The sequence below is a fragment of the Luteibacter sp. 621 genome, from assembly GCF_050435445.1.
Lineage (GTDB): Bacteria > Pseudomonadota > Gammaproteobacteria > Xanthomonadales > Rhodanobacteraceae > Luteibacter.
On record NZ_JBNDKI010000020.1, the window covers coordinates 89,737 to 102,851 of the forward strand.

At 65.6% G+C, this 13,115-nt stretch carries 11 protein-coding genes; 4 read left to right on the top strand and 7 right to left on the bottom strand.

The features are described 5' to 3' along the window. Positions 1-189: 189 nt before the first annotated feature. Positions 190-3,120 (top strand): TonB-dependent receptor, encoded by a 2,931-nt coding sequence (locus ABIE56_RS18525; RefSeq protein ID WP_429245277.1) that lies wholly within the window; start codon positions 190-192, stop codon positions 3,118-3,120. A gap of 144 nt (positions 3,121-3,264) precedes the next feature. On the opposite strand, the gene ABIE56_RS18530 is transcribed toward ABIE56_RS18525, so the two are convergent. Together ABIE56_RS18530 and ABIE56_RS18535 are read right to left on the bottom strand one after the other, a co-directional pair. Beyond that, positions 3,265-3,423 carry a hypothetical protein gene (locus ABIE56_RS18530; protein WP_429245278.1) on the bottom strand — a complete coding sequence of 53 codons (159 nt, stop codon included), beginning with the start codon at positions 3,421-3,423 and terminating at the stop codon, positions 3,265-3,267. A 22-nt stretch (positions 3,424-3,445) separates the two neighbouring features. Further along, the gene (locus ABIE56_RS18535; protein WP_429245279.1) at positions 3,446-3,913 is read right to left on the bottom strand and encodes a DUF1203 domain-containing protein; all 468 of its coding nucleotides are present in this window, start codon (positions 3,911-3,913) and stop codon (positions 3,446-3,448) included. A gap of 142 nt (positions 3,914-4,055) precedes the next feature. Here ABIE56_RS18535 and ABIE56_RS18540 point away from each other — a divergent pair, with 142 nt between their 5' ends. Beyond that, positions 4,056-5,489 (top strand): hypothetical protein, encoded by a 1,434-nt coding sequence (locus tag ABIE56_RS18540; protein WP_429245280.1) that lies wholly within the window; start codon positions 4,056-4,058, stop codon positions 5,487-5,489. A 171-nt stretch (positions 5,490-5,660) separates the two neighbouring features. Here ABIE56_RS18540 and ABIE56_RS18545 read toward each other — a convergent pair whose 3' ends face one another. The 3 genes from ABIE56_RS18545 to ABIE56_RS18555 all read right to left on the bottom strand — a co-directional run bounded on the left by ABIE56_RS18545 (position 5,661) and on the right by ABIE56_RS18555 (position 8,086). Then, positions 5,661-6,578 carry an AraC family transcriptional regulator gene (locus ABIE56_RS18545; protein ID WP_429245281.1) on the bottom strand — a complete coding sequence of 306 codons (918 nt, stop codon included), beginning with the start codon at positions 6,576-6,578 and terminating at the stop codon, positions 5,661-5,663. Positions 6,579-6,647: 69 nt separating this feature from the next. Continuing rightward, positions 6,648-7,253: an OmpW/AlkL family protein gene (locus tag ABIE56_RS18550; protein WP_429245282.1), complete on the bottom strand. Its 606-nt coding sequence runs from the start codon at positions 7,251-7,253 to the stop codon at positions 6,648-6,650. An 89-nt stretch (positions 7,254-7,342) separates the two neighbouring features. Continuing rightward, complete coding sequence (locus ABIE56_RS18555) at positions 7,343-8,086, bottom strand: cyclic nucleotide-binding domain-containing protein (protein ID WP_429245283.1); 744 nt, start codon at positions 8,084-8,086, stop codon at positions 7,343-7,345. 230 nt (positions 8,087-8,316) lie between these two features. Between ABIE56_RS18555 and ABIE56_RS18560 the strand changes: the two genes are divergently transcribed. Next, a complete protein-coding gene (locus tag ABIE56_RS18560) occupies positions 8,317-8,661 on the top strand; it encodes a carboxymuconolactone decarboxylase family protein (protein ID WP_429245284.1) in 345 nt (114 codons plus the stop codon). Positions 8,662-9,072: 411 nt separating this feature from the next. On the opposite strand, the gene ABIE56_RS18565 is transcribed toward ABIE56_RS18560, so the two are convergent. Both ABIE56_RS18565 and argS read right to left on the bottom strand, forming a co-directional pair. After that, complete coding sequence (locus ABIE56_RS18565; RefSeq protein ID WP_429245285.1) at positions 9,073-9,204, bottom strand: hypothetical protein; 132 nt, start codon at positions 9,202-9,204, stop codon at positions 9,073-9,075. 506 nt (positions 9,205-9,710) lie between these two features. After that, positions 9,711-11,456, bottom strand: a complete 1,746-nt coding sequence (gene argS, locus ABIE56_RS18570; protein ID WP_429245286.1) for an arginine--tRNA ligase — start codon at positions 11,454-11,456, stop codon at positions 9,711-9,713. Positions 11,457-11,637: 181 nt separating this feature from the next. Here argS and ABIE56_RS18575 point away from each other — a divergent pair, with 181 nt between their 5' ends. Beyond that, the gene (locus tag ABIE56_RS18575) at positions 11,638-12,930 is read left to right on the top strand and encodes an NAD(P)/FAD-dependent oxidoreductase (RefSeq protein WP_429245287.1); all 1,293 of its coding nucleotides are present in this window, start codon (positions 11,638-11,640) and stop codon (positions 12,928-12,930) included. The last annotated feature ends 185 nt before the right edge of the window (positions 12,931-13,115 follow it).

Consider the following 13,115-nt stretch of genomic DNA (forward strand, 5'->3'; position numbering starts at 1 on the left):
AGACGCCTGTGTCTTTTGGGATGGATATCGCAACTTCTTGCGATGCGTCATCCGTGAAAACTGAACGTTTCGTACGAATCTGCTGCGTTGCCAGATGACAGCCGTATGGCACTCGCCCATCCTCCCCGCCGCGAGCGCGAGGGGCGTTCGCCACATCTAAAAACAACGTCACAAGACGCGGGGAAATCAATGAATCGTCGCCATTCGAAGCGGGGCCACGCTGTGCCTGCGCTGCGCGCGCGCCCACTGGCCACGGCGTGCGCCATGGCGCTGCTGCTGGCTTCCGGCACCACCTGGGCGCAGGACCAGGCCCAAACCCAGCCCCAGCAGAACCCCAGCACGGCGCCCGCCGACGCCAATGCAAAATCGGCAAAAGATGAAAAGGCGAAAAAAGCCCCGAAGCCGACCAGCAGCGATGGCGTGAGCAACCTCGATGCCGTGGTCGTCACCGGTATCCAGGCCTCGATCCAGAACTCGCTGAACGCCAAGCGGAACTCCGGCAACATCATCGAGGCCATCTCGGCTGAAGACATCGGCAAGCTGCCTGATAGCAGCATCGCCGAGAGCCTGGCCCGCGTGCCCGGCCTGGCCACCCAACGCGTCGATGGCCGCGCCAACCAGATTTCGATCCGCGGCCTATCGCCCGATTTCGTCGGCACCACGCTGAACGGCCGCGAGCAGGCCACCATCGGTGAAAACCGTGGTGTGGACTTTGACCAGTACCCCTCCGAGCTGATCAGCGGCGTGGCCGTGTACAAGACGCCCGATGCGGCGCTGATCGGCCAGGGCCTCTCAGGCACGGTCGACCTGCACACCATCCGCCCGCTCGACCTGCCCAAGCGCGCCATTGCGGTGAACCTGCGTGGCGAGACCACGGATAACGGCAACCTCAACCACGGCAGCGGCGTGGGCGATACCGGCCACCGTGCCAGCTTCTCGTACATCGACCAGTTCTTCGACCACACCCTCGGCCTGGCCGTGGGCGTGGCGCAGCTGGATTCGCCGATTCAGGAGAAGCAGTACCAGGCCTGGTGGTGGAGCCTGAACAACGGCTCGCAGGGCGCGGAGAACAACTGGGGTGCGCCGCATACGCCCGGCCTGCCCGATAACGTGCTTTCGCAGGAAGGCATGCAGCTGCGTGCCAAATCCGAGAACCAGCTGCGCAACGGCATCATGACCGTGCTGGAGTGGGCACCGGATGACCACTACCACTCCACGCTGGATCTGTACTACTCCACGTTCGACCAGAAAACGAACCTCAACGGCGTGCAGTGGTCGAGCAGCCCGTACGACAACGTGTCGTATTCGAACGTGGGCCTGGAGCCGACCCTGCCCTACCCGCTGGTCACCACCGGCCACATTGATGGGCTGAAGGCGATCCTGCAGAACGAATACACGAAGGAGAAGGACAACCTGTTCTCCGCGGGCTGGAACAACCAGTACGACTTCGGCAACGGCTGGATGATCAACGCCGATGCGTCGTACTCCATGGCCAAGCGCCGCCTGCACGATGCCTACCTGTTTGCCGGCCTGCCCGGCCAGGAAACCAGTGGCACGGACTTCGCAACCCCGGTGCATGAGCACTTCCCGGATTTCACTCCAGGCACGAACTTCGCGGATCCTTCGGTCGTCCAGTTCACCGACCCGAACAACTACGGCTATAACGGCCGTGCGGAGTACGACAAGCAGAAGGACACGATCAAGGCGTTCCGCCTGGAAGTGACCCATCCGGTGGGCTGGATCTTCAGCGACTTCACCCTGGGTGCGAACTACTCCGACCGGCGCAAGACCAAGTCGGCCGATGTGTTCTTTGCGTGGCTCAATGGTAACGGCTCGGATTCAAGCAGCTATGTACCGGGCTACGGCATGCCGATCGATCCGTCGTTCCTGAGCGGTATTACGGATCTCAGCTATGGCGGCATTCCCGGCATCGTGAACTACAACGTCAACGATGCGCTGGGCAGCCAGTTCTACCTCACCCAGCGCAACGGCCAGTCGGACTGGAGCCGCAACTACACCGTGCGCGAGAAGGTGCCGGTGGCGTACATCAAGTTCAACCTGGATACGAGCCTGGGCGGCGTGCCCATCACCGGCAACCTGGGCGTGCAGGCCGTGCGCACCGATCAGTCGTCGACCGCCTTGCAGACCAACGGCGATACGCTGGTGGGCCGCATCTCCGACGGCACGCGTTACACCAAGGTGCTGCCCAGCTTGAACGTCGTGGGCGAAGTGGGCGAGAACCAGTACCTGCGCTTTGGCCTGGCCAAGTCCATGGTTCGCGGCCGTATCGATGACGAGAAGGTCGCGACCTCCGCAGGCGTGGCCGAAGTGACCGACGGCCCGGCCGCCGGCCAGGTGCTGTGGTCCGGCAGCGGTGGTAACCCGAAGCTGAAGCCGTATGTCGCGGTGGGCGCGGACCTGAGCTGGGAGAAGTACTTCGGCAAAGCGAGCTACGTGGCCGCCGCGGTGTTCAACAAGAACCTGCTGAACTACATCTACAACGAGACGGTGCTCGATTACGACTTCTCGAAGTACGTCAACGATAACCCCACGCTCACGCCGACCAGCACGCGTGGCTCGTTCACCACGCCGCAAAACGGCAGCGGCGGCAAGATCAAGGGCCTGGAACTGCAAGGCGGTATCGAAGGCGGCCTGATCGCCGCGTGGCTCGACGGCTTCGGTGCGCAGGGTAACTTCTCGCTCACCAACAGCACGCTGCCGGTCAGCGCCGTATCGACGATTCCCGGCAGCCCGAGCACCCTGCCCGGCCTGTCGCGCAAGGTGGCCAACCTGGCGTTGTACTACGAAAAGTACGGCTGGTCGTTCCGCATCGCCGAGCGTTACCGTTCATCGTTCACGGGCGAAGCGGTCGCGCTGTTCGATCAGCTCGGCTACAACACCGTCCTGGCCGACAAGCAGACCGATATGCAGATCGGCTATGAATTCCAGGAAGGTACGTACAGCGGCCTGAGCGTGCTGCTACAGGTCAACAACCTCACCGATTCGCCGTACAAGACCGCGCAGACCTCGGCGTTGCCGAACAATGTGAAGATCCAGCGACCGCTGGAGTTCGACACCTACGGCCGCACGATCATGTTTGGTATCAATTACAAGCTGTAGAGGCACGCGGTTGCCTGGCACGGGCACCGGCGGTGGGTGGGGGGGGGGGGGGGGGGGGGGGGGGGGGGGGGGGGGGGGGGCGGCCGCGGCGCCCCCCCCCCCCCCCCCCCCCCCCCCCCCCCCCCCACCAACAACGGCGGCTCTTTATAGCCAGGGTGCGTCGGGGGCTGGCTGGCCCAGCGAGGTCTCAGCCTTCGGCGCGCACGCCCAGCACGGCAGGGTCACCTGGCAGCCGACTTCTTCATCGACGTAGGTGACCTGGCCGGTGCCGTTGCAGATGGGGCATGGGGCGCTGGGTTCCATGCCCACCGTTATACGCCGCCGCTCACGCCCGGTCGATGTAGCCGGCGAAACAGCCGTACGCGGCGTAATGGGCGTGCACATAGGCCACGCTGGCGGTGCCCAGCATGCGCCGGATCGCTTCATCCAGCTGGCGGCCATCCACCAGGGCGGCGTGGTCGATCAGGTGGTCGGCGTTGAAGGCGCGCAGCGAGATCATCCGCGTAGCCATCACGCCCGGCACTTCGTCGAGCAGCTGCGCAGCCTCGGTGGCACCTTCGCGAACGAACACGGCGTGGCTTGCGTGGTATGGGCCCGCGGCTGGCTGGTGGGTGAAGTTCAACAACAGCAGGGATTCGCCGCGACGGGCGTTGCGCAGTTCAATGCGCTCCGGATAGCCGGTATCGTCGCCTGCCACCGTGCGCAGAACGCCACGCTGTTTCAGCTCGGCTTCGTCACGCCCATAGAGCGAAAGAAACGGGGTGGGATCGATGCCGCGGATGCGGTAAGCCATGGGGTTGCCTCCGTTGGGGATGGCGCTATCGTCCGCCCGCATCCGCACCCAGGCTATCCGGGTCTTGCGGCGTGACCTTCGTCTCTTGACCGCCGATGGCCACCGCTCAACCATCGGCAAAGGGCCACCACCAGGGACGACCATGAAATACCTGCTCGCCACCGCCTTGCTGCTTGCCGTGCCCGTGCACGCCGAAGACTGGGCGGCCGATCTGCGCAAGGATGCCCAGGCAATGCACGACGATATCGCCAAAAACCATCCGGGCCCGGTGGATCCGCTGAACCCCGGGTTCGCCGCGAAGAACGACGAGGGCCTCGCACTGGCCCTCCAGCGCGCGCAGACCACGACGAACTACGCCGGTTATTTCTTTGCCCTGCAGGCGTATGCCGCACGTTTCGACGACGGCCACCTCAGCTTCGTGCCTGCCGACATGGCGAAGGAACCCAAGCTCGACCTGCAATGGCCCGGGTTCCTGACCAACTTCGATACGAACGATGTGCAGCGCGTCGTGACCCGCGCCGCGGATGCGCCTGTGCCGAACGGGGCGCGTCTGGTCGGCTGCGACGGCATCGATGCCGCGACACTCGCCCAGCGCAATGTCGGCGCGCAGTACGGCCGCTGGAACCTGCACGCCAGCCGGGTGATGCGCGGCGCGCGGCTGTTCGTCGATCCGGGCAACCCGTGGATCCAGCGTCCGCGCCGCTGCACGTTCGATGTGAACGGAAGTACCCGCGACGTAGACCTGGCGTGGCGCCCGTTCACCGTGCCTGAGCGTGAGCTGCACCTGCCGGCAGCATGGCACCGCGCGGCCGAGCCCATTGGCCTGAAGACGCTGCCCGATGGCACGGTATGGATCGCGCTCAGCGACTTCGATGGTGACCTCGACAAGCCTGCTGCGAAGGCCCTTACACCCCTGATTGCACAGATCGCCGCTGAGCGGGACACCATTCTGGCGAGTCCGCGTGTGGTGCTCGATCTGCGCGGTAACAACGGCGGCGACTCGACGTGGGCCATACGTGTTGCCCAGGCCCTCTGGGGTATGGAAGCCTTCGATAAGGTCAATGTCGAATCCACCGCCGTCGACTGGCGAGCGTCCAGCGGCGTAGCCGACCGGCTGAAAGGCATCCTTGCCATGTACGCCGCCCATCCGGATACGCCGGTGGATGATGTGACCTGGATCCGGAACACCCTTGCCGGTGTCAACGCCGCCATCGCAGCACACAAGCCCTATTTCCACGATGCCTGGGACCCGAAGCCACCCACCCCGCCCCCGCCGCCCACCCATGCACGCATCTACATGGTGACCGACGCGGGGTGCGCCTCTGCATGCCTGGATGCTGCGGATATCTACCTGGCCCTTGGCGCGATCCACGTGGGCGAAGAAACCAGCGCCGACACGCTCTACATGGATGTGCGCACACCCGTGCTGCCCAGCGGCTACGGCAAGCTTTCGGTGGCGATGAAGGTGTACCGCGGCCGCCCGCGCGGGAACAACGTACCCCTGGTGCCGCGCTACCGTTACCCAGGCGACGTGGCCGACACCACCACGCTCGAAAAGTGGATCACCGAACTCTGACACGCCACGCGCCCCACGGGCCGCTGCTCCTGTAGGAGCGCGCTTGCGCGCGATAGGTTCCGGCGAAAACCCGACGATGTGGCACACCCCATCGCGCGCAAGCGCGCTCCTACAGGAAGACGACCCGTTGAAAAGCGTGTGGCGATCCGTTGGAACGGGTTTTCGATCAGCTTAGGGGGAGCTATCGCGGCGGAAACGGGCCGGTGTCGCGCCCATCACGCGCAGGAAGGTTTTGCCGAAGGCGGATTCGGAGCGGTAGCCCACGCGTTCGGCAACGGCGGCGGCGGTGAGTTCGCCGCGGCGTAGCAGTTCGGCGGCCAGGTGCATGCGCAGCAGGGTGAGCACTTCGTGGGGCGATTGCTTGCCTTTCGCTTCGAAGTGGCGGGCGAAGGTGGCGCGTGACATCGCCGACTGCGCGGCGAGGGATTCCACGGTCCATTCCTTCGCGGGTTCACGCAGCATGGCCAGCATGGCGCGACCCAGGCGCGGGTCGGCCAGCAAGGTCAGTAGCGAGGGTGGCATCAGGCTGTTCTCGAGCTGCGCCCGCAAGGCGAACACGAGCAATGCCTGGCTCAGTGCGGTGACCACGGCGAGCGCGCCCGGCGCCAGGGTGCCCACTTCGTCACGGAACATACTGACGATCGCTTCGAGCGTCGGCAGCCCGTGGCGGTCCGTCAGCGACGCCTGCAGCACATCCGGCAGGCTCGCAAACAGCAGCTGGCCGGCATCGGGCGCATGCACGAAGCGGCCGCAAAGAAGGTCCAGCACCTGCCCTTCGCCCGCCGTGCGCTTGATCGTCAGGGGGCCCGACGTATCCAGAGTGACGGGCGCATCATTCATCACCCCATGCGTATCGCGGACCCGGTGGGTGGTGCCATGCGGAAGGATGATGAGGTCACCCGCGCGCAAGGCCAGCGTGCGCCGGCCCGGCAGCTCCATGACGCCTTCCCCGGCCAGCACCAGGTGGAACGGGGCCTCCCCCGGCCCCGCCTCCTCATGATCCAGGCTGAAGCCGCCCGCCAGCTGGCAACGCAGGTCGAGCGCGCCGCGCACGCGGGCAAGTTCCAGGATCCGGGTCAGTGCGTCCATGGTTCGATCAGGCGCGAAGGTGCCGCGAGTATCGGCACCCGGCGCGCCGCGGACAAGCCCGGCGTTCGATCACAGGCGGTAGCCGAAGCTCACGCCGTACACCCAGGGGTCCACGTGGGCCGTGCCGACGCGGGCGCCGTTCACCTTCACCTTCGTATCGATATCCATGTAGCGGGCATCCACGGTGAACAGCCAGCGCTCATCCAGGCGGATATCCACGCCCACGTGACCGGCCGCGCCCCAGCTGTTCTGTAGCTGCACGCGGGTGCCATCCAGCGCGTTGCGGCCCTTCTTGTCGAAGAACCAGGTGTAGTTCACGCCGGCGCCGATAAACGGCGACACGGCACTGCCTTCCATGAAGTGGTAGTTCACGCCGAGCGTGGGCGGCAGTTGCTTCACGCTCACCGCGCGCGTGCCATCCAGGCGTACTTCGTGCTGGAACGGTAGCGCGGCGAGCAGTTCAGCGGTCCAGCCCGGCGCGAAGCGGTATTCCACGCTGAAGGTGGGTCGGGTGCTCTTGCTGATGCTGGACGACATGCCGGCGAGCTGGCCGGTATCCGACTTGGGATCGACGACGTGTGCACCGAAGTGCAGGGTCCAGGGCGTATCCGCCGCCTGGGCCGCGATCGGCGCGGCAAGCAACAGGGCGGCGGCGAGGGTCTTGAGCTGAAGCACGGGGATGACTCCTTGTGGGCAAAGTGCCGGCCATCGGGGCCGGCACGCACAAGGTTAGGAACCGTGGGCCCGGGCAATCCTGACTTCGGTCAGTTCCTTTTGCGCTCGCTTCCGCCGTCGGAGACGCACAATGCCTCCAGCAGATCGCGCCGGTGAATGCGCAGGTGCCGGCCGCTGGCCGAGAGCACGCCGTGCTCTTCCATGCGCCCCAACGCCCGGCTCACGGTTTCCACGGCAAGGCCCAGGTAGCAGGCGATGTCGCTGCGACCCATCGGCAGGCGCAGACAGTCGGTCGGCCGCGACAACCTGTCGTAGCGTTCAAGCAATCCACACAGGAACAGCGCGACACGCTCCAGTGCCTGTTGCCGGCCCAGTGCCAGCACGTGCTGCTGCGCACTGGCGACCTCGCGACCGAGCTCGCGCATCATCTTCCGCTGTAGCCCAGGCAACTGCTGGAACAGGTCTTCCAGGCGTGCGAACGGCACTTCGCAAACGGTGGTGCGCTCCAGTGCCTGTGCATCAGTGCGGTGGGTATCCTCCAGCAGCGCATCGATGCCAAGGATTTCGCCGGGCAAACGGAAGCCCACCACCTGCTGGCCGCCATCGGCATCGCCAATGGCCACGCGCACGGCGCCGGAACGCACGACGTAGAGCGCCTCGAAAGGTTCACCCTGGCGGAACACCACATCGCCCCGCTGGTAGGTGCTGCGCTGGCGGGTGAGCCGGTCCAGTCGGGCAAGCCCGCCCTCGTCGACGCCTTCGGGCAGGCAAATGGCATGCAGGCCGCAATCCGAGCAGCCCAGGCGCGCCGCGGTGGTGGTCAGCTGGTTCATGAGAATTCCCTCTCTTGGTCAATTATTGCGCGACCGTACCAGCGCCTCCGCCGGGTGCCGCAGGATGTCAGCGAGGTGCGACGTCCTGTCCCCAAATCGGCCGAAAACACGTGGGTGAGACGAATCCGCCAAAACACGCGTGATTTGAGCATTTAGCGGCGCAGGGGGCGGTGCCAAACTGTGCTCATGGGCGGCGCATTCCGCGCTGCCGTCTTGATGGAGTCACGGACATGCTTGATTGGGTTGCTTATAAGAAAGAGCTCATGGGCCGTATTGGCGAGATTGGCAAGCTGAGCCCGGATACGTTGAAGGGTTACCAGACGCTGTCGGCGGCGAATGCGAAGGACGGTCATCTTGGTGCGAAGACGCGTGAGCTGATTTCGCTGGCGGTGGCGGTGACGACGCGTTGTGATGGCTGTATTACGGTGCATACGGATGCGGCGCTGAAGGCGGGTGCGAGCCGTGAGGAGATCAGCGAGACGCTGGGTGTGGCGATTGCGATGAATGCGGGTGCGGCGCTGGTGTATTCGGCGCGTGTGATGGATGCGGTTGAGGCTTATAGCCCGAAGGCATGAGGCATCGTTTGAGCCCGGTGGATGTTGATGCCATCGGGCTCGCCTTCGGCTTTGCGCTTTTGAAGGGGTTCATTCGCTTTGCGAATGCATGTAACCAGCGGCTTGCGCCGCCTCGCTCTTGTCGGTTGAGGCACAGAGACCTTGGTGCCCACCCTCGCTGCTCAGACAGGTCCTCCGCGTTCGGTGCGGTTGGCCGCTTGCGCGGCCCATGTACTTATTTGGCCTACGGCCGCTCTCTTGTGCGGAACTCGCCTCGAGGGTGGGCACCAAGGTCTCTCTGAAACACCGAGGTTGCGTGGCGGAAAGCCCAGGTCCGGTAACGTCCCGCCCTTGTAGGAGGCCACCCTGTGGCCGACAGCGTTCGCAGCACCTGCGCGTTATCAACCAACAATGCGTAGACGCCGGATCAGCTCACTGTGCCGCTACCACCAACGTCGCCGACACCTGTGCCGGACTCGCCGTCACGAATGCCCCCATCGCCAACACACAGGTCAGCACGGCAGCAGCAAAGAAGGTCTTCAGCAGGAAGGTTTCGACTTTCATGGCAGGTCTCCTTGGGCAAATCAGGTGAGGCATGAGCCCCTTTGCCCTAGACGATGCATCCCCCGTGCCAAGCAACCCAGCACCCCGCAAACGGCGTTACCAAGCCATTTCAACCGATGTGCCTCGCCGCGTCCCACGTGTCCGCGGACGAACCCTGTCCGGACACCCACGCCCACCGCAGACAATGCACCGGCTCTCCCACCACTCAACCTCATGGATCAAAAGAGCCGTCGGTGCCCACCCTCGAGGCGAGTTCCGCACAAGAGAGCGGCCGTAGGCCATATAGGTAAACCATGCGCCGCAGGCGCATTCCGATCCGAACGCGGAGGACCTGTCTGAGCAGCGAGGGTGGGCACCGACGGCTCTGTGCCTCAACACCACCAGAACGAGGCGGCGCAAGCCGCTGGCAACACGCATTCGCACTAGCGAATGAACCGACTAAGAAGCGGCAACAGCATTCGGCGTCGCCGCTTCGTTGGCTTTTCGCGCGCAAGCGCGCTCCTACATTACATGCGCGTGGGGACTTCGATGCCTAGCAGGTTTAATGCGCGGTCCATGACGGCCAGGGTGAGTTGGCAGATGCCGAGCCGGTGCGAGCGGATGGCATCGTCGGGTTCGCGCAAGATCGGGCAGCGGTCGTAGAAACGGCTGAAGCGCTGGGCGATATCGTATGCCCACCCTGCAAGGACGCCCGGCTGCAGCAGGTGGGCCGCTTCGCTCACCTTGTCGCCGAACGCCAGGCACGCCAGCACCAGTTCGCGTTCCGCCGGTTGCACCGCGTACGGCGCACCCACGGGGGTGTCATGAGCCTTCTCGAGCACCGAGCGCATGCGCACCACCGCATACTGCAGGTACGGGCCAGTCTTGCCTTCGAACGCCACCAGCCGCTCCGCATCAAACACGTAGCCGGACAACCGGTCGCCCGACAGATCCGCGAACTTCACCGCGGCGATGCCGATCATCCTTGCGAGCGCTTCCCGCTCACTGGCTTCCACACGATCGGAAGCGTCAACGCGCTCACGCGCGCGCTCCACGGCTTCATCCAGCAGGTCGCGCAAGCGTGCCACGCCACCCTGGCGGGTCTTGAACGGCTTGCCGTCCTTGCCGTTCACCGTGCCGAAGCCGGCATGCACCAGATCGACGCCGGCTGCGATGCCGCCGCGACGTGCGGCGCGGAATACCTGTTCGAAATGCAGCGCCTGGCGCTGGTCCACGACGTACACGACCTTGGCCAGGCCAGGCATGGCGGCACGGGCCTGCAGTGTCGCCAGATCGGTCGTCGCATACAGCGCGGCGCCATCGCTCTTGGCGAGTAGCAAGGGCGGCACCTCGTGCGTGTCGCCCGGCAACGCCACATCCACCACCAGGGCGCCTTCGCTATCGCGGGCCACGCCACGCGCGCGGAAGTCGGCTACCAATGGCGCGATCGCATCACGCACATCGCTCTCGCCGTCCAACGCATCGAAGTGCACATCCAGTAGCGCAAAGTCTTTGGCCTGCGCATCGACGCTGAGCTTGCGCAGGTTGCGCCACAGCGCCATGAGGCCGGGGTCGCCCGCCTGCAGCGCGGCGGTGTCGGCGCGCGCCTCGGCCATTCGCGCCGGATCATCGCGGCTCGCGGCGGCGGCTTCCGGATAGAGCCGTTCGAGCTCATCCAGCGTCACAGGTGCTTCGGCCGGATAAGGCCCCGCCCCCGTGAAATACGCCAGGGCCGGTGCCTGGCGGCGAATGGCCGCGCTGAGCATGCCCATTTGCAGGCCCCAGTCACCCAGGTGCGCATCACCGTGCGTTCGCCAGCCCAAGGCGCCCAGAATCCGACGCAGGCTCTCGCCCAGCACCAGCGAGCGCAGGTGGCCCACATGCAACGGCTTGGCGACGTTAGGGCCGCCAAAATCCAGCACCACCAGGCTGCCCTGCCCCTCATCGCGCACGCCCAGCCGGGGATCGGCCAGGGTGGCGGCAGCGACGTCGGCCAGGAAGGCATCGGCCAGGCGCAGGTTCACGAAGCCGGGTCCGGCGACCTCCACCGCGGCGAAGCGGGGATCGGCGCGTAGCGCGGTGGCGATGTCCTCGCCGATAGCCCGTGGCGGCTTGTGGAGCAGCCGGCCGGCGGCCAGCGCCGCGTTGCACTGCAGGTCGCCCAGCTCAGGCCGCGCGGATGGCTCCGCATGGGCTAATTCGACAGGCAAAGAAAGATTCTGGAAGACCAGGGCCAGTGCCTGGTCTACCTGCGACATTAAGGACAGGGACATGCGATCTCCATGCGGACGACAGACGGTAGCGCTTGTGCGCCAAGGGCACGGGGCTCAGGTTCGTCGTCGGAGAAGGCGTAACGGCATGGCATGGATGTACAGGAAAGGTAGAGGCTTCGCAAGCAAGCGACAGGTTTCCTTTTATGCTCTGGGTCAGTTATTACGATCAGGAAACCCTTCCATGACAACAAGCAGGCATCGGGTAGTGATCGTCGGTGGCGGAGCCGCCGGCGTGGAGCTGGCTACCCGGCTGGGCAGGCGCGACGCCTGCGATGTGGCGCTCGTCGACCGTGACCCCAGCCACTTCTGGAAACCCCGGCTGCACGAACTGGCCGCGGGCCTGCTCGGCGATGGCGAGGAGGCGGTGCCGTTCCTCGCCCATGGCACGGTGCACGGTTATCGGTATGAACCGGGCGCGATCAAGCATGTGGATGTGGAAGCCAAACAGATCGACCTGGCCGAAGTGCACCTGCCGGGCACCGATGAGCTGATCCTGCCGGCGCGCAAATTGTCCTACGACACCCTGGTGCTCGCGTTCGGCAGCCGCGTGAACGACTTCGGCACGCCCGGCGTGCTTGAGTACTGCGACATGCTCGATAGCCCGACCCAGGCCGTGCGTCTGCGGCGGCGCATCCTGGCCCTGGCCCTGCGTACGGCAGGCGATCCGAACTTCAAGATTCGCATCGGCATCGTCGGTGCGGGTGCCACGGGCGTGGAGCTGGCAGCGGAGCTGCACCACGCCTTCAACGACATGCACCGCTACGGCGGGCTGTCCCCCGCGACCAAGCTGGAAATCACCCTGATGGACATGGCGCCGCGGGTGCTGCCCGCGGTGGATCCGCGCACCTCGGCGTGGGCGCAGCGCATCCTGCAGCGGATGGGCGTGAGCGTACGCGTGGGTGTCGGCGTGAAGTCGGTGCAGGATGGCTCGTTCACCCTGACCGATGGCTCGCATATTCCCTGCGATATCCAGGTGTGGGCGGCGGGTGTGATCGGCCACGATTTCGTGACCGGGCTGGGGCCGTTCGAGCTATCACGCGATCGCCGCATCGTGGTGGACCGGAATCTCGCGGCGAAGGGCGTGCGCGATATCTATGCGATCGGCGATTGCGCGTACGCGGCGTTCAGCCCGGAAGGCACGGTCGTGCCGCCGACGGCGCAGGCCGCACACCAGCAGGCCACGTGGCTGGCGAAGGCGCTGCCACAGTTGATGCAGGGGCAATCCGTCACGCCGTTCAAGTATCACGCCAAGGGCACCCTGGTGTCGCTGGGCGTGCGCCAGGCGGCCGGTGAGGTACCGACGGTGCCGCCGGGTCGTTCCATGCTGCCGTTGCGTGGCTGGCTGGCGAAGATGCTGTACGTGTCGCTGGAACAGATGCACCGTGTAACGCTGCACGGCTACGGGCGCGCAACAGCGCTTTGGATTGCGGACCGCTTGCGCCGTACCACGTACCCGCCCGTCAAACTGCATTGACCTGGCGCCCCTGTAGGGCGCGCTTGCGCGCGATCGGGGCTAGGCAAGCACCCATCGCGAGCAAGCTCGCTCCTACACAAGAGCTGCCTTACCCCTGTAGGAGCGGGGGGGGGGGGGGGGGGCCGCCCCCCCCCCCCCCCCCGGGGGGGGGGGGGGGGGGTTGGACGCCCCCCCGCCGCCCGCGG

Bases quoted from the DNA above. Each gene is read 5' to 3' on its own strand.
- ABIE56_RS18525 (WP_429245277.1), top strand. From the start codon at position 190: ATGAATCGTCGCCATTCGAAGCGGGGCCACGCTGTGCCTGCGCTGCGC.
- ABIE56_RS18560 (WP_429245284.1), top strand. From the start codon at position 8,317: ATGCTTGATTGGGTTGCTTATAAGAAAGAGCTCATGGGCCGTATTGGC.
- ABIE56_RS18565 (WP_429245285.1), bottom strand. From the start codon at position 9,204: ATGAAAGTCGAAACCTTCCTGCTGAAGACCTTCTTTGCTGCTGCCGTG.
- ABIE56_RS18545 (WP_429245281.1), bottom strand. From the start codon at position 6,578: ATGGACGCACTGACCCGGATCCTGGAACTTGCCCGCGTGCGCGGCGCG.
- ABIE56_RS18555 (WP_429245283.1), bottom strand. From the start codon at position 8,086: ATGAACCAGCTGACCACCACCGCGGCGCGCCTGGGCTGCTCGGATTGC.
- ABIE56_RS18530 (WP_429245278.1), bottom strand. From the start codon at position 3,423: ATGGAACCCAGCGCCCCATGCCCCATCTGCAACGGCACCGGCCAGGTC.
- ABIE56_RS18535 (WP_429245279.1), bottom strand. From the start codon at position 3,913: ATGGCTTACCGCATCCGCGGCATCGATCCCACCCCGTTTCTTTCGCTC.
- ABIE56_RS18575 (WP_429245287.1), top strand. From the start codon at position 11,638: ATGACAACAAGCAGGCATCGGGTAGTGATCGTCGGTGGCGGAGCCGCC.
- argS (WP_429245286.1), bottom strand. From the start codon at position 11,456: ATGTCCCTGTCCTTAATGTCGCAGGTAGACCAGGCACTGGCCCTGGTC.
- ABIE56_RS18540 (WP_429245280.1), top strand. From the start codon at position 4,056: ATGAAATACCTGCTCGCCACCGCCTTGCTGCTTGCCGTGCCCGTGCAC.